The 22,362-nt window shown below is 70.2% G+C and carries 19 protein-coding genes; 9 read left to right on the plus strand and 10 right to left on the minus strand.

Annotated features, from left to right (window positions below):
* Positions 1 to 101: 101 nt before the first annotated feature.
* Complete coding sequence (locus ACZ7NC_RS30920; RefSeq protein WP_471492794.1) at positions 102 to 1,751, minus strand: protein kinase domain-containing protein; 1,650 nt, start codon at positions 1,749 to 1,751, stop codon at positions 102 to 104.
* 349 nt (positions 1,752 to 2,100) lie between these two features.
* Between ACZ7NC_RS30920 and ACZ7NC_RS30925 the strand changes: the two genes are divergently transcribed.
* Positions 2,101 to 3,657 (plus strand): protein kinase domain-containing protein, encoded by a 1,557-nt coding sequence (locus ACZ7NC_RS30925; RefSeq protein ID WP_471492795.1) that lies wholly within the window; start codon positions 2,101 to 2,103, stop codon positions 3,655 to 3,657.
* Positions 3,658 to 3,784: 127 nt separating this feature from the next.
* Here the strand turns inward: ACZ7NC_RS30925 and ACZ7NC_RS30930 are convergent, their stop codons facing one another.
* A complete protein-coding gene (locus ACZ7NC_RS30930; RefSeq protein ID WP_471492897.1) occupies positions 3,785 to 4,780 on the minus strand; it encodes a phosphotransferase in 996 nt (331 codons plus the stop codon).
* A 548-nt stretch (positions 4,781 to 5,328) separates the two neighbouring features.
* Between ACZ7NC_RS30930 and pdhA the strand changes: the two genes are divergently transcribed.
* From pdhA to ACZ7NC_RS30945, 3 genes are read left to right on the plus strand one after another with little or no spacing between them, the layout of a single operon-like run.
* Positions 5,329 to 6,507, plus strand: a complete 1,179-nt coding sequence (pdhA, locus tag ACZ7NC_RS30935) for a pyruvate dehydrogenase (acetyl-transferring) E1 component subunit alpha (RefSeq protein WP_471492796.1) — start codon at positions 5,329 to 5,331, stop codon at positions 6,505 to 6,507.
* A 1-nt stretch (position 6,508) separates the two neighbouring features.
* Positions 6,509 to 7,498 (plus strand): alpha-ketoacid dehydrogenase subunit beta, encoded by a 990-nt coding sequence (locus tag ACZ7NC_RS30940; RefSeq protein ID WP_471492797.1) that lies wholly within the window; start codon positions 6,509 to 6,511, stop codon positions 7,496 to 7,498.
* Positions 7,499 to 7,508: 10 nt separating this feature from the next.
* Positions 7,509 to 8,930, plus strand: coding sequence for a dihydrolipoamide acetyltransferase family protein (locus ACZ7NC_RS30945; RefSeq protein ID WP_471492798.1), 1,422 nt, complete (start codon positions 7,509 to 7,511; stop codon positions 8,928 to 8,930).
* Between the two features lie 71 nt (positions 8,931 to 9,001).
* On the opposite strand, the gene ACZ7NC_RS30950 is transcribed toward ACZ7NC_RS30945, so the two are convergent.
* Positions 9,002 to 9,850 carry a D-alanyl-D-alanine carboxypeptidase family protein gene (locus tag ACZ7NC_RS30950; protein ID WP_471492899.1) on the minus strand — a complete coding sequence of 283 codons (849 nt, stop codon included), beginning with the start codon at positions 9,848 to 9,850 and terminating at the stop codon, positions 9,002 to 9,004.
* Between the two features lie 295 nt (positions 9,851 to 10,145).
* On the opposite strand from ACZ7NC_RS30950, the gene ACZ7NC_RS30955 reads away from it, so the two are divergent.
* Together ACZ7NC_RS30955 and ACZ7NC_RS30960 are read left to right on the plus strand one after the other, a co-directional pair.
* A complete protein-coding gene (locus ACZ7NC_RS30955) occupies positions 10,146 to 10,808 on the plus strand; it encodes a GntR family transcriptional regulator (RefSeq protein ID WP_471492799.1) in 663 nt (220 codons plus the stop codon).
* Positions 10,805 to 12,100 carry an MFS transporter gene (locus ACZ7NC_RS30960; protein WP_471492800.1) on the plus strand — a complete coding sequence of 432 codons (1,296 nt, stop codon included), beginning with the start codon at positions 10,805 to 10,807 and terminating at the stop codon, positions 12,098 to 12,100. The genes ACZ7NC_RS30955 and ACZ7NC_RS30960 overlap by 4 nt, the downstream gene beginning before the upstream one ends.
* Positions 12,101 to 12,117: 17 nt before the next feature.
* Here the strand turns inward: ACZ7NC_RS30960 and ACZ7NC_RS30965 are convergent, their stop codons facing one another.
* Complete coding sequence (locus tag ACZ7NC_RS30965) at positions 12,118 to 12,891, minus strand: SAM-dependent methyltransferase (RefSeq protein ID WP_471492801.1); 774 nt, start codon at positions 12,889 to 12,891, stop codon at positions 12,118 to 12,120.
* Positions 12,892 to 12,987: 96 nt separating this feature from the next.
* Positions 12,988 to 13,812: a maleylpyruvate isomerase family mycothiol-dependent enzyme gene (locus ACZ7NC_RS30970; protein ID WP_471492802.1), complete on the minus strand. Its 825-nt coding sequence runs from the start codon at positions 13,810 to 13,812 to the stop codon at positions 12,988 to 12,990.
* 202 nt (positions 13,813 to 14,014) lie between these two features.
* On the opposite strand from ACZ7NC_RS30970, the gene ACZ7NC_RS30975 reads away from it, so the two are divergent.
* Positions 14,015 to 14,809, plus strand: coding sequence for a carbon-nitrogen family hydrolase (locus ACZ7NC_RS30975; RefSeq protein WP_471492803.1), 795 nt, complete (start codon positions 14,015 to 14,017; stop codon positions 14,807 to 14,809).
* 39 nt (positions 14,810 to 14,848) lie between these two features.
* Here the strand turns inward: ACZ7NC_RS30975 and ACZ7NC_RS30980 are convergent, their stop codons facing one another.
* Together ACZ7NC_RS30980 and ACZ7NC_RS30985 are read right to left on the minus strand one after the other, a co-directional pair.
* The gene (locus ACZ7NC_RS30980) at positions 14,849 to 15,346 is read right to left on the minus strand and encodes an LURP-one-related/scramblase family protein (RefSeq protein WP_404098296.1); all 498 of its coding nucleotides are present in this window, start codon (positions 15,344 to 15,346) and stop codon (positions 14,849 to 14,851) included.
* A complete protein-coding gene (locus ACZ7NC_RS30985) occupies positions 15,343 to 16,341 on the minus strand; it encodes a helix-turn-helix domain-containing protein (protein WP_471492804.1) in 999 nt (332 codons plus the stop codon). Before ACZ7NC_RS30985 ends, ACZ7NC_RS30980 begins: the two co-directional genes overlap by 4 nt.
* Positions 16,342 to 16,393: 52 nt before the next feature.
* Between ACZ7NC_RS30985 and ACZ7NC_RS30990 the strand changes: the two genes are divergently transcribed.
* Together ACZ7NC_RS30990 and ACZ7NC_RS30995 are read left to right on the plus strand one after the other, a co-directional pair.
* Complete coding sequence (locus ACZ7NC_RS30990; RefSeq protein WP_471492805.1) at positions 16,394 to 16,780, plus strand: cupin domain-containing protein; 387 nt, start codon at positions 16,394 to 16,396, stop codon at positions 16,778 to 16,780.
* A gap of 29 nt (positions 16,781 to 16,809) precedes the next feature.
* Positions 16,810 to 18,648 (plus strand): NHL domain-containing thioredoxin family protein, encoded by a 1,839-nt coding sequence (locus ACZ7NC_RS30995; protein ID WP_471492806.1) that lies wholly within the window; start codon positions 16,810 to 16,812, stop codon positions 18,646 to 18,648.
* Here the strand turns inward: ACZ7NC_RS30995 and ACZ7NC_RS31000 are convergent.
* The 3 genes from ACZ7NC_RS31000 to ACZ7NC_RS31010 form a co-directional block, all read right to left on the minus strand.
* Positions 18,636 to 18,887: a DUF6458 family protein gene (locus tag ACZ7NC_RS31000; protein WP_471492807.1), complete on the minus strand. Its 252-nt coding sequence runs from the start codon at positions 18,885 to 18,887 to the stop codon at positions 18,636 to 18,638. The two genes, ACZ7NC_RS30995 and ACZ7NC_RS31000, sit on opposite strands and share 13 nt — an antisense overlap.
* Positions 18,888 to 18,974: 87 nt before the next feature.
* Complete coding sequence (locus ACZ7NC_RS31005) at positions 18,975 to 20,273, minus strand: M18 family aminopeptidase (protein ID WP_471492808.1); 1,299 nt, start codon at positions 20,271 to 20,273, stop codon at positions 18,975 to 18,977.
* 155 nt (positions 20,274 to 20,428) lie between these two features.
* Positions 20,429 to 22,255, minus strand: coding sequence for an acyl-CoA dehydrogenase (locus tag ACZ7NC_RS31010; RefSeq protein WP_471492809.1), 1,827 nt, complete (start codon positions 22,253 to 22,255; stop codon positions 20,429 to 20,431).
* Positions 22,256 to 22,362: the final 107 nt, after the last annotated feature.

A 22,362-nucleotide genomic window follows, 5' to 3' on the forward strand; every position in this document is an offset into this window, starting at 1 on the left:
ACGAACTACCCAGTGTCACCAAGGATGAAATCAGCCCAAACCGACCATCAGCGGGCTGCTGACCAGCAGAGTTCTGCTAATTCACTGGCATTGCGCGGACGTCACTGCGGATTGCCCGTCGAGACCTCGAAGGTCATCGTCGGCGGGTCGTCCGGGTCGAAGTCCGTGCGCACCTTGGGCGACTGCCGCATGACGGTGCCCTGCCCGTAGGTGTTCTCGTCGATGTCGACCTTCTCGTACTTCCACCCCGCCTCGTCGAGGCACTCCACTACCGATGGCCAGTACTTGAACGTGAAGTCCGGCATCGTCACCTTGTCCGGGTCGGAGTACGACTCCGAAGGCTCGGTGCAGTCCGTCGTCTCGACCGTCTTCGAGCTGTCCCCTTCGCGGTAGCCCGCCTTCTTCGTCACCGGGGACGTGGCGGTCGCGCCGCCGCTGGCGCCCGCGTCGTCGTCGGAGCCGCCACCGCCCTTCAGGGCGAGCGCCGCGATCAGTCCGACCACCGCGACCATGGACACCACGATCGAGCCGATGATCACCGGCTTGTTGTTCCTGCCGCCGCCCGAAGGGGGCTGTGTCCGGGGCGAGATGGAGTACGGCGGCGGCGTCGCATGGCCCGGCTGCGGGGAGTACGCCATCGGCTGGGGCGTCTGGAAGCCGGGCTGCTGCTGCGGGTAGCCGTAGGCCGGCGAGGGCGCGGACGGCGGCGGGGTGCCGTACGGGTTCGGGGCCGGGGCCGGGGTCGGCTGGTACGGCGACTGGACCGGGCCGCCCGGCGGGGGCGTCTGGCCGACCGGCGGGAACACCGAGGCGCCGACGCCCTGGCCGCTCTGCGTCTGCGCGCCCGGCACGATGCTCGGCGGGGCGGCCTGGAAGGACGCGGCCACGCGCAGGCACTCGTCGCGCATGGACTCGGCGCTCGGGAAGCGCTCGTTCGGGTTCTTCTTCAGGGCGCGGGCCACCAGCGCGTCCACGGCCGACGGCAGCGCGCGGTTGATCGAGGACGGAGCCACCGGCTCCTCCTGTACATGCGCGTACGCGATCGCCAGGGGGGAGTCCGCGTCGAACGGGAGCCGCCCGGTGACGAGTTGGAACAGCATGATGCCGACCGAGTAGAGGTCGGAGCGGGCGTCCACGGCCCGGCCGAGCGCCTGTTCCGGCGAGAGGTACTGCGGGGTGCCGACGACCATGCCGGTCTGCGTCATCGAGGTCACACCGGACTGCATGGCGCGCGCGATGCCGAAGTCCATCACCTTGACCACGCCACGCTTGTTCAGCATCACGTTGCCCGGCTTGATGTCCCGGTGGACCAGCCCCATCTCGTGGCTGATCTCCAGAGCGGCGAGCACATCCGCGGTGATCTTCAGCGCCTTGTCGGCGGGCACCGCGCCCAACTGCCGTACGTCCTCGTCGAAGACCGAGCTGAGCGGGCGGCCCTCGATGTACTCCATGACGATGTACGGCGTCGTCATGCCCCCGACGGTGTCCTCGCCGGTGTCGAAGACCGAGACGATATTGGTGTGCGTGAGTTTGGCCACGGCCTGCGCCTCGCGGCGGAAGCGCTCGCGGAACGCCTGCTCACGGCCGAGCTCGGTGTGCAGGGTCTTGATCGCGACCTGTCGGTCGAGCACGGAGTCGTACGCGAGGTGCACCGCCGCCATGCCGCCCTGGCCGAGCAGGTCGCGCAGCTGATAGCGGCCACCGGCCAGCGACCGCCCCGCGTTCGCGCCCTGTGTGCCGTCCTGGCTCATGTTCTGCGTCCCCCGTGCCTCTCGGGCGCCTGCGGCCGCTGGACCGAGTGGTCCCGAGTGATCCAATGTGCTATTCCCGGCCAAGTCTGCCCCACGGCACTGACAGGTCAAGCGCGGTGCCCGTTCCGTGACCGTACGCGAAGGGAGCGTCGCGGAAGCGTTACAGGGGCCGTACGGTCGCTGCACAGAATTTGCACGAGGGGACGGGGTACCGGTTTGATGGCCGGTCTGTCTCCGTCCGGTTGGGGCGACCGTCTCGGACCGGCGGCTTGCGCCGAGGCTGTAGCGTGGCCGACGGAGACCGTAACAACACCGCGCGCACCGCGGGCAGAAACGACGGCGAGGACCGATGGCACAGCAGCAGCGCGCTCAGGGCCCGTCCGACCCCGAGGCGGCTGGCGGCGGTATGTCAGACGCGCCGGAAATGTGGGGTAATGGCGGACTTGTCGGGGACGGCCGTTACAGGCTGACCCGCAGACTCGGCCGGGGCGGCATGGCCGAGGTGTTCGCGGCCGAGGACGTGCGTCTCGGCCGCACCGTGGCGGTCAAGCTGCTGCGCTCCGACCTTGCCGAGGACCCGGTGTCCAAGGCCCGCTTCACGCGCGAGGCCCAGTCGGTGGCCGGTCTCAACCATCACGCGATCGTCGCCGTGTACGACTCCGGCGAGGACTTCGTGAACGGCCAGAGCGTGCCGTACATCGTCATGGAGATCGTCGAGGGCCGCACCATCCGCGACCTCCTGATCAATGCCGAGGCACCCGGCCCCGAGCAGGCGCTGATCATCGTCTCCGGCGTCCTGGAGGCCCTCGCCTACTCGCACCAGCACGGCATCGTGCACCGCGACATCAAGCCCGCCAACGTCATCATCACCCACAACGGCGCCGTGAAGGTGATGGACTTCGGCATCGCCCGCGCCCTGCACGGCGCGCAGTCGACGATGACGCAGACCGGCATGGTCATGGGCACCCCGCAGTACCTCTCGCCCGAGCAGGCGCTCGGCAAGGCCGTCGACCACCGCTCCGACCTGTACGCGACGGGCTGCCTCCTCTACGAACTCCTCGCGCTCAGGCCCCCGTTCACCGGCGAGACCCCGCTGTCGGTGGTCTACCAGCACGTCCAGGACATCCCGACCCCGCCGTCCGAGGTCTCCGACGCGACGCCCCCGGAGCTCGACGGCCTCGTCATGCGTTCGCTCGCCAAGGAGCCGGACGACCGGTTCCAGACGGCCGAGGAGATGCGCGGCCTCGTCCAGTACGGCCTGCAGATGCTGTACGACCAGGGCGGCCACACCGGCACCTGGAACACCGGCCCGGTGACCATGCACGAGGGCCGCCACACCCCGGCCGCGGGCTTCGCCAACACGACCGTCATGGGCCATCCCGGCGACCCGGCCCCCGGTACGACGCAGATCCCGCAGCAGATCCTGCCCTCCGGGTACGGCGGCGGGGACGACGGCGGCTTCGAGGGGCACGGCAACCGGGGCAGCGGCCGCGGCAAGCTGTGGATCCTCGCCGTCCTCGCGGTGATCGCCATCGCGGCGGGCGTCGCGCTGGCGCTGAACAACGACGGCGGTGGCGGCGGCGGTAAGGGCACCACCCAGACGCCGACCACGTCCCAGACCAAGGACGAGGACAAGGCGACCGAGGAGCCGACCGACGAGGCGACCGAGGAGCCGACCGAGGAATTCACGGACGACGGCACCGGCACGGGCACCGACCCGGACTACACGCCGACGGAGGAGCCGACGCAGGAGCCCACCGAGGAGCCGACGCAGGAGCCGACGGAGGAGCCGACCACGGCCGAGCCGACGGAGGAGCCGACGGAGGAGCCCACCGAGGAGCCGACGGAGGAACCGACCACACCGCCGACGCTTCCCACCGCGCCGACGGACGGCGCCGGAGGCTGAGCGGCCTGTCGACACCGTCCCGCCGCTGAGCGGGACGAACCCTCACGCGCGCGTGTGCGGCCCGGGACGGGCTCCACGCGCGCGTGCCGTTCGCGGCACCCCGGCTGTCCGCGGAGACGCCGTCACGTCAGTCCGCGAAGGCGTCGCGGACCGCGTCGTACTCCCGGGTCCACCACACGGCCAGTGCCGAGACGGCAGGGAACTGCGGGTCCGCGCGGGTGTCGCCGCGCTCGTAGTGCCAGCGCAGCATCCAGAAGTCGTTGAGCCGCTCCCACCAGACACGGTGCACGGCCGCCGCGAGCTCGTCGGCGGTGGCGCCGGCCGTACGCCGGTACGCGCGCGCGTACGCCCGTACCTTCGCCAGGTCGAGTGCCCCGGTGGGCCGTACGAAGAAGATCGCGGCGGCGCGTACGGCCTCCTCCGCGCGGGGCTGCACGCCGAGGCGGTCCCAGTCGACGATCGCGGCGGGGGCGTCACCCCGGTAGAGCAGGTTGAAGGGGTGGAAGTCGCCGTGCACCCAGCCGACGCAGGCGCCGCGCGGGGGACGCCGGCCGGCGTGCCGCTCCAGGAGTTCGCGGCGTTCCAGGAGGCGGTGCCGGGCGAGTTCGTCGAAGCATTCGGCGGGGCGGTGGCGGCGCACCCGGGCGAGCAGGTCGTCGATGACGGTGAACGTCTCGGCGGGGTCGGCGCTCTCGACCGGCGCCCGCCCCTCCACCGGCATCACACGCTCCAGGCTCGCGTGCACCACGCCTAACAACGCCCCCAGCCGCTCGCACTGCCCGCGCGTCAGCTGGCCGCCGTGCCGGTGCCGGCCGTCGATCCAGGGGTGCAGGGCGTACGCGCGGCCGCCGACGACGGCGACCGTACGTCCGTCCCGGCCGGGCAGCGGCGGGGCCACCGGGACGCCGAGGTCGGCCAGGCGCTGGGTCGCCCGGTGCTGGCGGGCGATGGCGGCCGGGTCGGCCGTCTCGGGGTCGTAGTGGTGCTTGAGGAAGTAGCGGCCGCGGGTCGTGCGCAGCCGGTAGCCGCGGTTCAGCAGGCCCTGGTCGACGGGATCGCAGGCGAGGGCGGAACCGGCGGCGTACTGGCGGAGGAGGGCGCCCAGAGGGGGCGTGTGGGGCACAAGGGGTGGTACACAGGAGCGCGGCACGCGCCGATGCTAGGGCACCGGCGGATCCTGTGAGCTGGGCGTTGTCACAGCCAGTCGTTGCCAGTCGCCGTCAGTCACTTCCGGTCGCGGGACCGATCACCGGACGCCTCGCCATTCTTGATCGTCTTCTTGATCGTTTTAATCGAGCGGGAATACCGGGACATTTCATTCTTCGCATACGAGGCTGATGTCACATCGACTGAGTGATCTGCCCCGCGGCGACTCTTCCCGTGGCCTGGCTCACCGATATAACGTGCCGTTGTTCCGGCCCCCTGCAAGGCTGTGACCAGGAGTTGTTCCCGACTTTCGAGATTTACTTGGAAATCCAAGCAAAATCGCAGGTCAGGAGGGGTTTCACAGAAATGTGGAGCACTGGGTAACGTGCCTTTTGCAGGATGCTCGCCGGGGCACTTGTCACGCCTGTCCCCATCGAGCGCACCCACCCTGTGCGTCCGTAGGGCTTCAGGTGAGCCGCACTGGCACCCGGCGAACCCGGGCGCCGGACCGACGGAGGAGCACACGTGACCGTGGAGAGCACTGCCGCGCGCAAGCCGCGACGCAGCGCCGGTACCAAGAGCACGGCCGGCAAGACCACAACCGCAAGGAAAACGCAGGGCGCGGACCCCGAACTCGTGCAGTTGCTGACGCCCGAGGGCAAGCGCGTCAAGAACGCCGAGTACGACAAGTACGTCGCCGGCATCACTCCCGAAGAGCTCCGCGGCCTCTACCGCGACATGGTGCTCACCCGACGCTTCGACGCCGAGGCCACCTCCCTGCAGCGCCAGGGCGAGCTGGGTCTGTGGGCGTCGCTGCTCGGCCAGGAGGCCGCCCAGATCGGCTCCGGCCGGGCCACCCGCGAGGACGACTACGTCTTCCCGACCTACCGCGAGCACGGTGTCGCCTGGTGCCGCGGGGTCGACCCGAGCAACCTGCTCGGCATGTTCCGCGGCGTGAACAACGGCGGCTGGGACCCGAACAGCAACAACTTCCAGCTCTACACGATCGTCATCGGCTCCCAGACGCTGCACGCCACCGGCTACGCGATGGGCATCGCCAAGGACGGCGCCGACAGCGCGGTCATCGCCTACTTCGGCGACGGCGCCTCCAGCCAGGGCGACGTGGCCGAGTCCTTCACCTTCTCCGCGGTCTACAACGCCCCCGTGGTGTTCTTCTGCCAGAACAACCAGTGGGCGATCTCCGAACCGACCGAGAAGCAGACCCGCGTGCCGCTCTACCAGCGTGCGCAGGGCTACGGCTTCCCCGGCGTCCGGGTCGACGGCAACGACGTCCTGGCGTGTCTGGCCGTGACGAAGTGGGCGCTGGAACGCGCCCGCAGTGGCGAGGGACCGACGCTGGTCGAGGCGTACACGTACCGCATGGGTGCCCACACCACCTCCGACGACCCCACCCGCTACCGGGGTGACGAGGAGCGCCAGGCCTGGGAGGCGAAGGACCCGATCCTGCGCCTTCGCCGCCATCTCGAGTCCTCAAACCACGCGGACGAGGGATTTTTCGCGGAACTGGAGGCCGAGAGCGAGGCGTTGGGCAAACGAGTGCGCGAGGCGGTCCGCGCCATGCCGGACCCGGACCACTTCGCCATCTTCGAGAACGTGTACGCGGACGGGCATGCGCTCGTCGACGAGGAGCGCGCCCAGTTCGCCGCCTACCAGGCGTCGTTCGCGGACGTAGAGGGGGCCTGACATGGCAGCGGAGACAGTAAAGAACCTGGCTCTGGCCAAGGCGATCAACGAGTCGCTGCGCCACGCCCTGGACGCGGACCCCAAGGTCCTGATCATGGGCGAGGACGTCGGCAAGCTCGGCGGTGTCTTCCGGGTCACCGACGGCCTGCAGAAGGACTTCGGCGAGAGCCGCGTCATCGACACCCCGCTGGCCGAGTCGGGCATCGTCGGCACGGCGATCGGCCTCGCCCTGCGCGGCTACCGCCCGGTGGTGGAGATCCAGTTCGACGGCTTCGTCTTCCCGGCGTACGACCAGATCGTCACCCAGCTCGCCAAGATGCACGCGCGCTCGCTGGGCAAGGTCAAGCTGCCGATCGTGGTCCGTATCCCCTACGGCGGCGGCATCGGCGCGGTGGAGCACCACAGCGAGTCCCCCGAGGCCCTCTTCGCGCATGTGGCGGGCCTGAAGATCGTCTCGCCGTCCAACGCGTCGGACGCCTACTGGATGATGCAGCAGGCCATCCAGAGCGACGACCCGGTGATCTTCTTCGAGCCCAAGCGGCGCTACTGGGACAAGGCCGAGGTCAACCCCGAGGCGATCCCGGGCCCGCTGCACAAGGCGCGGGTCGTCCGCGAGGGCACGGATGTCACGCTGGCCGCGTACGGCCCGATGGTGAAGCTGTGCCAGGAGGTCGCCGACGCGGCCGCCGAGGAGGGCCGCAGCCTGGAGGTCCTGGACCTGCGCTCGGTCTCCCCGCTGGACTTCGACTCCATCCAGACGTCGGTCGAGAAGACCCGCCGGCTGGTCGTGGTCCACGAGGCACCGGTGTTCTTCGGTTCGGGCGCGGAGATCGCCGCCCGGATCACGGAGCGCTGCTTCTACCATCTGGAGGCCCCGGTGCTGCGGGTGGGCGGTTACCACGCCCCGTATCCGCCGGCGCGTCTGGAGGAGGAGTACCTGCCGGGCCTGGACCGGGTGCTCGACGCCGTCGACCGTGCCCTGGCGTACTGAGGAGAGGGTCGTGACGACGATGACTGAAGCGTCCGTGCGCGAGTTCAAGATGCCCGACGTGGGCGAGGGACTCACCGAGGCGGAGATCCTCAAGTGGTACGTCCAGCCGGGCGACACGGTCACCGACGGCCAGGTGGTGTGCGAGGTCGAGACGGCCAAGGCGGCCGTGGAGCTGCCCATCCCGTACGACGGGGTGGTCCGTGAGCTGCACTTCCCCGAGGGCACGACGGTGGACGTCGGTACGGCGATCATCGCGGTGGACCTGGCGGGCGGGGCGGCCCCGGCCGCCGAGGCGCCCGCCGCGCAGCCCGAGGCGCCGGAGGAGGAGCCCAAGTCGGCGGGCTCGGGCCGCCAGCCGGTGCTGGTCGGCTACGGCGTGGCCCAGACCTCGACGAAGCGCCGCCCGCGCAAGGGGGCCGACGTCCCGCGCCAGGAGCCCGCGCCCGCGGCGCAGGCCCTGCAGTCCGAGCTGAACGGCCATGGTCCCGCGGCGGAGGTGACGCCTCCCCGGCCGCTGGCCAAGCCGCCGGTGCGCAAGCTGGCGAAGGACCTGGGCGTCGACCTGGCCACGGTGACTCCCACCGGCCCGGACGGCATCATCACCCGCGAGGACGTCCACGCGGCGGTGGCCCCGCCGGCCCCGGCCGCCGAGCCGGTGGCGCAGGCCGCCCCGGCTCCCCCGGCCGCCGCGCCCGCCGCCGCCGCGGCGCCGGTGGTCACGTACGACACGGCTCGCGAGACCCGTGTCCCGGTCAAGGGCGTCCGCAAGGCGACGGCCGCGGCGATGGTCGGCTCGGCGTTCACGGCGCCGCATGTCACGGAGTTCGTGACCGTGGACGTGACGCGCACGATGAAGCTGGTCGAGGAGCTCAAGGAGGACAAGGAGTTCGCGGGCCTGCGCGTGAACCCCCTGCTGCTCATCTCCAAGGCCCTGCTGGTCGCGATCAAGCGCAACCCGGACGTCAACTCGTCGTGGGACGAGGCGAACCAGGAGATCGTGCGGAAGCACTACGTCAACCTGGGCATCGCGGCGGCGACCCCGCGCGGTCTGATCGTCCCGAACATCAAGGACGCCCACGCCAAGACGCTCCCGCAGCTGGCGCAGGCGCTCGGCGAGCTGGTGTCGACGGCGCGGGAGGGGAAGACCACCCCCGCCGCGATGCAGGGCGGCACGGTCACCATCACCAACGTCGGCGTCTTCGGCGTCGACACCGGCACTCCGATCCTCAACCCCGGCGAGTCCGCGATCCTCGCGATCGGCGCGATCAAGCTTCAGCCGTGGGTCCACAAGGGCAAGGTGAAGCCGCGTCAGGTCACGACGCTGGCGCTCAGCTTCGACCACCGCCTGGTGGACGGCGAGCTGGGCTCCAAGGTCCTGGCGGACGTCGCGGCGATCCTGGAGCAGCCGAAGCGGCTGATCACCTGGGCGTGAGCCACGGGTGACAGCGAAAGGGGCGGCCACTGTCGAGTGGCCGCCCCTTTGCGTGCGAGTGTCAGCAGGCGTCAGCTGATGCGGGCGTAGCCGTAGCTGATCAGCTTCTTCACGTCCGACGTGCGGTTGGCCTCCGAGGAGGCGGTCAGGACGGCGCCCATGACCTGCTCGCCGTTGAGCGTGGCGGCGAAGACGAGGCAGTACTTGGCCTCGGTGCCGGAGCCGGTCTTGATGCCGAGCGTGCCGTTCCAGCCGAGCAGGACGTTGGTGTTGGTCCACGGCGCCATCGTGCGGGTGGAGCCGCTGCTCGTGATCGTCTTGGCCGTGTACGACTTCGTCTTCACGACGGCCTTGAACGTGGTGCTCTTCATCGCGCTGCGGGCGAGCTTCGTCAGGTCGCGCGGCGTCGAGTAGTTGGAGCCATTGCTTATGCCGTCGAACGAGTCGAAGTGCGTGTTGGTCATGCCCAGGCTCGAGGCCATGGTGTTCATCTTGCCGATGAAGTTGGCCGTGCGGGCCTTGACCGTCGTGCCGGAGCCGAACTTGTCGGCGAGGGCCATCGCGGCGTCACAGCCGGACGGCAGCATCATCCCGTAGAGCAGCTGGCGGACGGTGACCTTGTCGCCGACGATCAGCCGGGCCGAAGAGGCGCCCTTGGAGACGATGTAGTCGCTGATCTCCCTCCGGATCGTCACCTTGGTGTCGAGGTTCAGGTTCGTCTGCGAGAGCACGACCTTGGCGGTCATGATCTTCGTGGTGGAGGCGGTGAGCCTCTTGGTGTCAGCGGCCTTGGTGAAGAGCGTCGTGCCGGTCGCGCTGTTCATCAGGTATCCGCCCGGGGCGGTGATGGTGGGCGCGGTCACGGCTTGCGCGGGAGCCGCGGTGAGGCCTCCGGTGACGAGCACCGCGCCGGTCGTCATGGCGACGGCGGCGGCTCTACGGATACGGAAGCCCTTGGTGGCTGTTAGCAACTGAAATACCCCGATTACGTCGAAATGCCCCGAAAGTGCGGCCGAGTTCGTGGGGAAGATGGTGGGGCCGCACGTGTGTGACACGTAAGTAGCACACAAGGTTGTGCAACGGCTGGCATCAATGTTGCTTTTTTGACCGAGGGTTTGACCGAGGGTTTGACCGGGGGGTTGGCTGAGGGCTTGGCTGCGGTCCGGATGCTGGACGAGCACTGCCATGCGTACGTGTTGTATCTATGCTGTGGCCATGCCTTCCGCCCCGCCCGCACCCGTGAAGCGGCCGCCCGCCGCCGACCGCGTCTACACCCACGTCAAACAGGGCGTCCTGGACCGCCGTTACGAAGGCGGGACGCTGCTCACCGAGGGCGAGCTGGCGGAAGCCGTCGGGGTCTCGCGCACTCCGGTGCGGGAGGCGCTGCTGCGGCTGGAGGTCGAGGGGCTGATCAAGCTCTACCCGAAGAAGGGCGCACTGGTCCTGCCGGTCTCCGCGCAGGAGATCAAGGATGTCGTGGAGACGCGGCTACTCGTCGAGGAGCACGCGGCGCGCAAGGCCGTCCCCGCACCGCCCGGACTCATCGAGCGACTCGAGGAACTGCTCGCCCGGCAGAAGGAACAGGCCGCCGCCGGCGACCTCGCCGCAGCCGCCGTCACCGACCGCTGCTTCCACGCGGAGATCGTCCGCAGCGGCGGCAACGAGATCCTGTCGCGGCTGTACGACCAACTGCGCGACCGCCAACTGCGCATGGGCGTCGCCGTCCTGCACTCCCACCCCGACCGGATCGCCAAGACCCTCGTCGAGCACGAGGAGATCCTTCAGGCGCTGCGTTCCGGGGATCCCGAGGCGGCCGTCGGGCTGGTCCACCGGCACATCGACTGGTTCTCGCATCTCGCGCGAGGTGACGAGCGATGAGGTCCGCCGCACTGCCCGGCGATCCTCCGGGCGGCCGCCGCGCCGTCGCCGTCTGGGGCATAGGCGTCTCGGTCTACTTCGTCGCCGTCATCTTCCGTACGTCGCTGGGCGTCGCCGGCCTCGACGCCGCGGACCGCTTCGACGTGAACGCCTCGGCCCTGTCGACCTTCTCGATCCTCCAACTGCTCGTGTACGCGGGTATGCAGATACCCGTCGGCCTGCTGGTCGACCGGCTCGGCACCAAGAAGGTGCTCGCCATGGGCACGGTGCTGTTCACCCTGGGCCAACTGGGCTTCGCCTTCTCCCCGTCGTACGGCATGGCCCTCGCCTCGCGTGCGCTGCTGGGCTGCGGCGACGCGATGACGTTCATCAGCGTGCTGCGGCTCGGCACCCGCTGGTTCCCGGCCCGGCGAGGACCGCTGATAGCGCAGCTCGCCGGTCTCGCGGGCATGGCGGGCAACCTGGTCTCCACGCTGGTGCTGGCCCGGCTGCTGCACGGGTTGGGCTGGACGGCCGCGTTCGCGGGCAGCGCGGGCGCCGGGGTCGTCGTACTCGTGCTGTTGCTGCTGTTCCTGAAGGACCACCCCGAGGGACACGAGCCGGAGCCGCTGCCGCACCTGGGCGCGGCCTACGTACGACGCCAGATCGCCGCGTCCTGGCGGGAGCCGGGCACCCGGCTGGGGCTGTGGGTGCACTTCACGACGCAGTTCCCGGCGATGGTCTTCCTGCTGCTGTGGGGGCTGCCGTTCCTGGTCGAGGCGCAGGGGCTGTCGCGGGCCACGGCCGGTGAACTGCTCACCCTGGTCGTCCTGTCGAACATGGTGGTGGGCCTGGTCTACGGCCAGATCGTCGCCCGGCACCACGAGGCCCGGCTCCCGCTCGCGCTCGGGACCGTCGCGGCGACGGCGACGCTCTGGGCGACGACGCTGGTCTGGCCCGGTCAGACGGCGCCGATGTGGCTGCTGGTCGTGCTGTGCGGGGTGCTCGGGGCGTGCGGGCCGGCCTCGATGCTCGGCTTCGACTTCGCGCGGCCGGCGAATCCGCCGGAGCGTCAGGGGACGGCGTCCGGCATCACCAACATGGGTGGTTTCGTGGCCTCGATGACGACGTTGTTCGCGGTCGGTGTGCTGCTGGACGCGACGGGCGGCGACTACGCGGTCGCCTTCTCGGTGGTGTTCGTCCTTCAGGCGCTGGGGGTCAGCCAGATCCTGCGGCTGCGGAAGCGGGCGGCGCTCAGAGAGCGGGAACGGCTGGTCGCCAGCAGGGTGGAGACAGTGCACGTTCCCGCTTGAGCCGGCGTGCGCGTGACTCAGAGGGCCGGGACCAGGGTGAGGTACGCCAGTCCCAGCACACCTCGGTAGCTCATCCACTGGGCGCGGTGGCGGTCCAGGCGTTCGCGGGTCTCGGCGGCCAGGGGGTGGTCGGGGTGCTGGGCCAGCCATATCTCGGCGTCCGCCTGGTACGCCGATTCGAACTCCTCCCACTCGTCGAGGCTCGCCGTCTCCGTCCACTCCGGACGGAAGCCCGCGGCGACCGCCAGGTCGAGGAGGGTGGCGAGGTCGTGGTGGTCGTCGGCAGAGGCTCCCGGCCACATGCCCTTGAGCTCGGCGGGGGTCGGGGGCCGCTGCCAGAAACCCTCGCCGAGCAGCACGCGGCCGTTGTCGGTGACCAGGCGGCGCAGTTCGCGAAGGGCCTCCGTGAGGTGGTCCGCCGCCTCGGCCGTGCCGAGGGCTTGGCTCGCTCCCACGCACAGGACCAGGTCGGCGGGGCCGCGCGAGGTGTTGGTGGCCGACTCCTCGACGAACTCGGCCCGCTGCCCGAGCCCTCTGTCCTCGGCGTTGCGGCGGGCGCGGGCGAGGTCGTCGCCGTTGAGGTCTATGCCGACGCCTGTCGCTTCCGGGGTGGCCGCGAGGATGCGGAGCATCAACTCGCCCCAGCCGCAGCCGATGTCGAGCACGGTGGCCGGGTTCGTACGGGAGAGGCGCTGTACGAGGGCGGCGGCGCGGGACTCCGACAGGGGGCCGTGGAAGGTGAGGCGGGTCAGGCGCGGGGGGTGCGTGGGTGTGGTGTGGGTGTCTGTCACGCCGGGACGGTAGCCGTGGGTGGGGGGTGGGCGACAGCGGTTTTCGCCTCCGTCGCCTCCGCCCGCCCCACCGAGTGGCCGTCCGGACGCCCGGAACTACTGCGTCACCGTGAAGTTGCGCAGGATCGCCTTGGTCAGGTCCGGGTCGCCCTCCGCCTTCAGACGGTCCGCCACCGCCTCCGGGGTCACCCGGCCGCAGGCCAGGCGGAAGTACGTCTCCCAGTCGAGGGTGAGGGTGGCGGCGGGGCCGAGGGCGGGGGCCGTTTCGAGGGTGCCGCGGCCCTGGATGTCGATGCGGATCGTGCGCAGGAACTCGATCGGGCCGTGGACGTCGAAGACGATGGCCGAGCTGCGAGGGGCCTCCGCCTTGATGGCGACGACATCGGGCAGCTGAGCGAGGAGGTGGTCACGGACGATGTGCGCGCCGGGGGAGTCGAGGTTGCCGGGGCGGCCGAGGGCGGTGCGCAGGTCCTGTTCGTGCACCCACAAGTCGAAGGCGTGGCCCCGCATGGACTCTTCGAGGGTGAGCTCCGCGCCGAGCGGGCCGCGCACCTTCGTGCCGGGGTCGCGGGACTCGTTCCGCAGCTGGCGGTTGCGGCGGATGATCGTGTACTCCAGCTCGGACGTCATCTCCGGCGCCGTGTGGTGGCGGCGGACGTCGACCTGCATCTCCATGTAACGCTGGTGGTCGTTGGTGACGTGGAAGAGGTCGCGCGGCAGTGTGTGGATGGGGCGCGGGTCGCCGAGCATCTCGCAGTCCAGGCCGATGACATGGGACACGACGTCACGGACCGACCAGCCGGGGCACGGTGTCCGCCGGTTCCACTCGCCCTCCACGAGCGGCGTCACCAGCTCGGATATCGCTTCGATGGAGTGGGTCCAGGCGTCGGCGTAGGGCTGGAGGGTTGGATGCAGACTCACGGAACGGGACCCCTCGGCGGTTGGTACGTCGGTACGCGGGCAGGTTGTGGCGTCGGTGCCAGTGGGCGGCGGCTGCTGTCGGCGGGTGTCTTGAAACGCTAAGTTACGCTGCTGTGAGGCACCCCGGCAGTGCTTTCGTGTGACGATCGTAGGCCTGTGTGGAAGCCTGTGTGGACCGCTCGAATGCCAGGACGGTGGTAGTGTGCGCGCCTCTTTGCTCCAGATCGACGTCAATGAGGGCGAATCGGTCGAATCGCGTCGGGTGAGGGTCGCCTCTCTGGTACGGGAACAGGCCGGGGCGGATCTGGTGGTACTGCCGGAGCTGTGGACCACCGGGGCGTTCGCCTACGAGGCCTTCTCCGACGAGGCCGAGCAGCTCGAAGGGCCGACCTACGAGGCGATGGCGAAGGCCGCGAGCGACGCGGGCGTGTGGCTGCACGCGGGCTCGATCCCCGAGCGGGACCCTGACGGTCCGCTCTACAACACCTCTCTTGTCTTCTCCCCCTCCGGTGATCTGGCCGCCGCGTATCGCAAGATCCATCGGTTCGGCTTCGACAAGGGAGAGGCGGTGCTGATGGGCGCGGGCGAGGAACTGGTGACGGTCGCTCTGCCCGAGACCGTCCTGGGTGTGGCCACCTGCTACGACCTCCGCTTCCCCGAACTCTTCCGCGGTCTCGTCGACGCCGGCGCCGAGACCCTGGTCGTCCCCGCGGGCTGGCCGGAGCGCCGCCGGGCGCACTGGACGCTGCTGGCTCAGGCGCGGGCGGTGGAGAACCAGGCGTTCGTGCTCGCCTGTGGAACGGCCGGTACGCACGCCGGAGTTCCGCAGGCCGGTCACTCGATCGTGGTCGATCCGTGGGGCGAGGTGCTGGCCGAGGCCGGCGCGGGGGAGCAGGTCCTCACGGTGGAGTTCGACCCGGGGAAGGTCGCGGTGACACGGGATCAGTTCCCGGCGCTGAAGGATCGCGTGCTGGGGCTGGCGGCGCCGCGTCGCTGACGGCGCGCCCGCGGGCGGGTGCCCCGCAGGCTCGCCGCCTCAGTCGTCCCCGCGTTCCTTCTCCGCCAGGTGGATCACACACACGGTCACCGCGATCAGCAGCGCCGGGTCCGCGTCGTCCCGTACGACGTCCACGCCGTACGTCTCCCGCACGTGCAGCCATCGCCGGGAGACGACGGCCAGCAGTTCGCCGTCGTACTCGATGGCGAACTCCCGGTCCAGGATCTTGCCGCTGACGTCGAGTTCCGTGCTGCCGTCGGCCAGGGACACCCGGTAGTGGTTGCGCAGCAGGGACAGGCGTTTGCGGCGGATCGTCGCGAGGGGCTCGCCACCGCGCTCGATCACCATCGTGTCCCGCAGGGCGAACATCTTCTGGTGGATGTCGACGAGGACGTGCCCCTGGGTGTCCTTCAGCTCGAAGGTGTCCCGCAGCCGCATCGCCTTGCCGTCGACGAGGTACACCTTGCTGCCCCGGTCGTCCTCGATCCAGTAGTCGTCACCGAAGCCGAGGAGCCGGTCGCGTACGAGGAATCTCATGACACCAGAGGTTCCCCGCCGCCCGGTCCGAAACGCCGTCTGTAGGCCGACGGGCTGAGCCCGGTCTCGCGCCGCACGCGGGCGCGCAGGTTCGCCGCGGTGCCGAGTCCGCTGCGGGCCGCCACCACGTCCAGCCGCTCCTCGCCGCGCTCGATCAGCCGACACGCGAGCGCCACCCGCTCCCCCGTCAGCCAGGCCAGCGGCGTCGTCCCGAGCTGTGCCCGGAAACGCCGGTGCAGGGTGGCCGGCGACACCGCCGCACGGTCCGCCAGGCCGGCCACCGTCAACGGCTCCCCCAGCCGTGCCCGCGCCCACGCCAGCAGCGGGGCCAGCGACTCGTCCGGCACGTCCGGCACCGGCCGCTCCACGAACTGCCGCTGCCCGCCGTCCCGGTGCGCGGCGAAGACGAGCCGTCGGGAGACCGCGTTGGCGACCTCCGCGCCATGGTCCCGCCGTACGACATGCAGGCACAGGTCGAGCGCGGCGGCGCTGCCCGCCGCGGTCAGGATGTCGCCCTCGTCGACGAAGAGCACGTCCGGTTCGAGCAGCACCTTCGGATGGAGCTCGCGGAAGATGTCGGCCCACCGCCAGTGGGTGGTGGCGCGGCGTCCGTCGAGCAGCCCCGCCTCGGCGAGCGCGAAGCTGCCGGTGCACAGGCTGATGACGCGGGCCCCACGCGCGTGCGCGCGCCGGATGGCGTCGAGTACGGCCCCACCGCGCGGGACGACGTTGTCCGGGCGGCCGGGCACGACGAGGGTGTCGGCCGCGTCGACCGCGTCCAGTCCGGGCACGCCGGTCAGCGTGAAGAAGCCGTGGTTCATCCGCACCACGCGCGCGGGCGCGCACAGGGTCACGTCGTACAGCGGCCCGGCGAGGCCGAGCTCGGGCCGCGGCAGTCCGAACAGCTCGGTGGCGACGCCGACCTCGAAGGGGTTGGTGCCCTCGTCGACGATCACCGCCACGCGATGCGGTCGTTGAGAGGATCCTTGCGTCATATGCGATTCCTAGCACTCGTGGGAAGCGCGGGCCACCCCACAAGCTGGCCGCATGGAACCCATCTCCCTGGAAAAGGCCCTCGCGTCGTTCACAAGTACGTGGAGCCCCCGCATCGTCACGCGCGTCAACGACTACGACGTCCGCGTGGCCAAGGCCGACGGCGAGCACGTCTGGCACGTCCACGACCACACCGACGAGTTCTTCCTGGTCCTGGACGGCGAGCTGCACATCTCCCTGCGGGAGGCGAGCGGCGAGCGCACGGTCGTCCTGCCCAGGGGTTCCGTCTTCACGGTCCCGCGCGGCACCGAACACAAGCCGTACGCCCCGGCCCCCGCCGCGATCCTCGTCCTGGAACCCACCGGCACCCTCACCGTCGGCGACCGCCACGACGAGGTACCGGCCCATGTGGACGCCACGACGGGACACGCCCTGACCTGACTGTCAGTGCGGGGTGGCACCCTTGGGGCATGAACGACTCCGCCCCCCGCCGCGTCCGCGTCCGCGCCCCCGAACTGGTCGGCAAGGGCGGCTGGCTGAACACGGGCGACCGCTCGTACACGCTGGCCGACCTGCGCGGACGCATCGTCGTTCTGGACTTCTGGACGTTCTGCTGCATCAACTGCCTGCATGTCCTGGACGAGCTGCGGGAGCTGGAGCACAAGCACCGGGACACGGTGGTGGTCATCGGGGTGCACTCGCCGAAGTTCGTGCACGAGGCAGAGCACGAGGCGGTCGTGGACGCCGTGGAGCGGTACGGCGTCGAGCATCCCGTCCTGGACGACCCGGAGCTCGCGACCTGGAAGCAGTACGCGGTTCGGGCCTGGCCCACGCTCGTGGTGATCGACCCGGAGGGGTATGTCGTCGCGCAGCACGCCGGCGAGGGCCATGTGCACGCCATCGAGCGCCTGGTGACCGAGCTGGAGGCCGAGCACGCGGCCAAGGGCACCCTGCGCCGCGGCGACGGGCCGTACGTGGCGCCGGAACCGGAACCGACGGTGCTGCGCTTCCCCGGAAAGGCCGTGCTGTTGCCGTCGGGGAACTTCCTGGTCAGTGACACGACCCGGCATCAGCTGGTGGAGCTGGAGGGGGACGGGGAGAGCGTCGTACGGCGGATCGGTCAGGGCAGCCGTGGGCTCACCGACAGCACCTCGGTCCGCTCGCGGTTCAACGAGCCGCAGGGCCTGGCGCTGCTGCCGGACGGCTCCGTGGTCGTCGCCGACACGGTGAACCACGCGCTCAGGCGCTTCGACCCGGAGAGCGGCCGCACCACCACCCTCGCGGGCACCAGCCACCAGTGGATGCAGGGCGACTCGACGTCGGGCCCCGCGCGCGAGGTCAATCTGTCCTCACCGTGGGACGTGGCGTGGTGGCACGGCAAGGTCTGGATCGCCATGGCCGGCATCCACCAGCTGTGGGCGTACGACCCGGCCGACGGCACTGTCTCCGTCGCCGCCGGCACCTCCAACGAGGGCCTCGTCGACGGCCCCGCCACCGAGGCCTGGTTCGCCCAGCCGTCGGGCCTCGCGGCGACGCCGCAGCGGCTGTGGCTGGCCGACTCGGAGACGTCGGCCCTGCGCTGGGTCGACCTCGACGGCACCGTCCACACCGCCGTCGGCACCGGCCTCTTCGACTTCGGCCACCGCGACGGCGCCGCCGAACAGGCGCTGTTGCAGCACCCGTTGGGCGTCACGGCACTCCCCGACGGCTCGGTCGCGGTCAGCGACACCTACAACCACGCCCTGCGCCGCTTCGACCCGGCGACCGGCGAGGTCACCACCCTGGCGACCGATCTGCGGGAGCCGTCGGACGCGGTCCTGGTCGGGGACGACATCGTGGTCGTGGAGTCGGCCGGACACCGGCTGACCCGGCTGCGCCTGCCGGAGGAGGCCGTACGCGTCGAGGCGGTCGCCCACCGCACCCGGCGCGCCGCCACCGAAGTCGCCCCCGGCAAGCTCCACTTGGATGTGATCTTCCAGGCCCCGGCGGGCCAGAAGCTGGACACCCGGTACGGTCCGTCGACCCGCCTGCTGGTCTCGTCGACCCCGTCGGGGCTGCTGCGCATGGGCGAGGGTGCGGGGACCGATCTCTCCCGCACCCTCGAATTCGACCCCTCCGTCCCGGAGGGCGTCCTGCACGTCTCAGCGATGGCCGCGTCCTGCGACGACGACCCCGCTGACCAGTACCCGGCATGCCATGTCCATCAGCAGGACTGGGGAGTGCCGGTCCGCCTGGCCGAGGCCGGGGCGGACCGCCTCCCGCTGGTGCTCGCCGGGATGGACGGCGAGGCGGACTCTCAGACGCCGTAGCCGTCGCTGTACCCGTCCCGTCGATGGTGGTGGGGCTCCTCGCCCACGACCGGGGTCGAAGGCGGTACCACCACACGCCTGCGCCTGGCGATGCTGCTGAACGTCGTGACGCCGATCAGCCCGACGATCATCAGGATGATGCCGACCAGGTCGAGGTTGACCCCCTCCATGTCCCAGTCGGTCGCAAACGTGAGAATGGCTCCCGCGGCGATGAGGATGATGCATCCGCCGAGGCCCATGAGTGTCGCCTCCTGTCCGGTCCGGTCGTTCCGGTCCGGACCGCCGGGTACCCCGGTCGGCGGCACCCATGCGGCTGCCTCCGCGAACTACCCCTCCAGGAACGACACCAGCGAATTCGCCAGCAGCCACGGGTCGTCCACACCGCACAACTCCCGTGCGCTGTGCATCGAAAGGATCGCCACGCCGATGTCGACGGTCATGATGCCGTGTCGGGCCGCGGTGATCGGGCCGATGGTGGTGCCGCAGGGCATGGAGTTGTTGGAGACGAAGGACTGGAAGGGCACGTCCGCCTTCTCGCAGGCCGCGGCCCACACAGCGCGGCCCGAACCGTCGGTCGCGTAGCGGTTGTTGACGTTGACCTTGAGGATCGGCCCGCCGTTGACGCGCGGGTGGTGCGTGGGGTCGTGGCGCTCGGCGTAGTTGGGGTGGACCGCGTGGCCCGTGTCGGAGGAGAGGCAGACGGTGCCGGCGAAGGCACGTGCCTTGTCCTCGTACGATCCCCCGCGCGCGAACACCGAGCGCTCCAGGATGCCGCCCAGCAGCGGCCCGTCCGCGCCGGTGTCGCTCTGCGAGCCGTTCTCCTCGTGGTCGAAGGCGGCCAGCACGGGGATGTACGGCAGTCCGGCGCCCGCGGAGGCCACCGCGGTCAGCGCGGCCGTGCCCGCGTGGACCGACAGCAGGTTGTCCATGCGCGGGCCCGCGACCAGTTCCTTGTCCCGGCCCAGGTACGCCGGCGGCTCGACCGAGTGGACCATCAGGTCCCAGCCCGTGACCTCGCCCGCGGCCAGCCCGGCGGTCTCTTCCAGGAAGGCGATCAGGTCGCCGTCGCGCACGGTGTCACCGAGGCCCCAGACGGGCTGCAGGTGGCGCTGCTTGTCGAGCTTGAGCCCCTCGGCCGACACCGAGCGGTCCAGGTGGATGGCGAGCTGGGGGACGCGCAGCAGCGGACGGTCCACGTTCACCAGCCGTGACGAGCCGTCCCGCAGCGTCAGCCGGCCCGCGAGGCCCAGGTCGCGGTCGAGCCAGGAGTTGAGCAGCGGTCCGCCGTAGATCTCCACGGCCACCTGACGCCAGCCGTGCGCCCCGGTGTCGGGCCGGGGCTTCACCCGTAGGTTGGGGGAGTCGGTGTGCGCGCCGACGATCCGGAACGGCGTGTGGGGCGCCGCTCCCTCGGGGACGTACCAGGCCACGATCGCGCCACCGCGCAGCACGTACTTGCCACCGCTCGTCGCGTCCCAGGCGTCCGTCTCCGCGACCTGCCTGAATCCGGCCTTCTCCAGCCGCTCGGCGGCGTTCGCCACGGCGTGGTACGGCGACGGGCTCGCCGCCAGGAAGGACATGAGGTCGTCGGTGTGGCCGCGATCGAAGCGGGGGGGTTCGCTCATGGGGTTCACCTTAACGACGTACGAGGGCCCGCTCCCGGAGAAGGGGAGCGGGCCCTCGTAAGGGCGATGTGGAATGTCCGTGAGTGACGGGAACGACTGGCCGGAAAAGGGGCGGTGGTGACGCCCCTCGTCCGGCCAGATGGCCGCTCGTCCGGCTAGAAGGCCGCCTCGTCCAGCTCCATCAGGTCCAGGTCGACGCCCTCGGCGAGCTTGCGCGCACCGGTGACGCCCGGCAGGACGTTGGCCGCGAAGAACTTCGCCGCCGCGATCTTGCCCTGGTAGAACGCCTTGTCCTTGGAGGACGCCGACGCCAGCTTCTCGGCGGCGACCGCGGCACCCTTCAGCAGCAGGTAGCCGACGACGACGTCACCGGAGGCCAGCAGCAGGCGGCTGGTGTTCAGGCCCACCTTGTAGATGTTCTTGACGTCCTGCTCGGTGGCCGCGAGGTCGGTCAGCATCAGGCCGACGATCGCCTCCAGCTCGACGGCGGCTTTCGCGAGGTGCTCGCGGGCGCCGGCCAGCTCCTCGCCGCCCTCTGCGAGCGCCAGGAACTTCTTGATGTCCTCGGCGAGGGAGTTCAGGGCCGCGCCCTGGTTGCGGACGATCTTCCGGAAGAAGAAGTCCTGGCCCTGGATCGCGGTCGTGCCCTCGTACAGGGTGTCGATCTTGGCGTCACGGATGTACTGCTCGATCGGGTACTCCTGGAGGAACCCGGAGCCACCGAAGGTTTGCAGCGACTGGGCGAGCTGCTCGTAGCCCTTCTCGGAGCCGTAGCCCTTGACGATCGGCAGCAGCAGGTCGTTGAGCGCGTGCTCGGTCTTGGCGTCCTCGCCGGCCGCCTCCTTCACCGCGATCGCGTCCTGCACCGACGCCGTGTACAGCACCAGCGCGCGCATGCCCTCCGCGTACGCCTTCTGCGTCATCAGCGAGCGGCGCACGTCCGGGTGGTGGGTGATGGTGACCTTGGGCGCGGTCTTGTCCATGAAGTTCGCGAGGTCCGGGCCCTGGACGCGCTCCTTGGCGTACTCCAGCGCGTTCAGGTAGCCCGTGGACAGCGTTGAGATCGCCTTCGTGCCGACCATCATGCGGGCGAACTCGATGATCCGGAACATCTGGCGGATGCCGTCGTGCTTGTCGCCGATCAGCCAGCCCTTGGCGGGGTGCTGGTCGCCGAAGGTCATCTCGCAGGTGTTGGAGGCCTTCAGGCCCATCTTGTGCTCGACGTTGGTGGCGTAGACGCCGTTGCGCTCGCCCAGCTCGCCGGTCTCGAAGTCGAAGAGGTACTTCGGAACGAGGAAGAGGGACAGGCCCTTGGTGCCGGGACCGGCACCCTCGGGGCGCGCCAGCACGTAGTGAAGGATGTTCTCCTCCATGTCGTGCTCACCGGAGGTGATGAACCGCTTCACACCCTCGATGTGCCAGGAGCCGTCCTCCTGCTGGACCGCCTTGGTGCGGCCCGCGCCGACGTCCGAGCCGGCGTCCGGCTCGGTCAGCACCATGGTGGAGCCCCAGGTCCGCTCGACCGCGATCTGCGCGATCTTCTTCTGGACCTCGTTGCCCTCTTCGTGGAGGATGCCGGCGAACGCCGGGCCGGAGGAGTACATCCACACGGCCGGGTTCGAGCCGAGGATCAGCTCCGCGTACGACCAGATCAGGGACGGCGGGGCTACGGTGCCGCCGATCGCCTCGGGCAGGCCCAGACGCCAGTACTCGGAGTCCATGAAGGCCTTGTAGCTCTTCTTGAAGGACGCCGGAACCGGCGCGGTGTTCGTCTCGGGGTCGAAGACCGGCGGGTTGCGGTCGGCGTCGGCGAAGGACTCCGCGAGCTCGTTCTCGGAGAGGCGGGTCAGCTCCTCCAGGATGCTCTTCGCGGTCTCGACGTCCATCTCCTCGAACGGACCCGTGCCGTACAGCTTGTCGCGTCCGAGTACTTCGAAGAGGTTGAACTCGATGTCGCGGAGATTCGACTTGTAGTGCCCCATGGTCAACGACTCCGTAGCGGGATCGGCGAGGCACTTGGTTCCTCGCGCTAGTTCACGTACCAACAAGTAGCTACGATGATGCTACCCGTCAGTAATAAGACGCAACC

This window comes from Streptomyces sp. NPDC111802 (assembly GCF_055634335.1).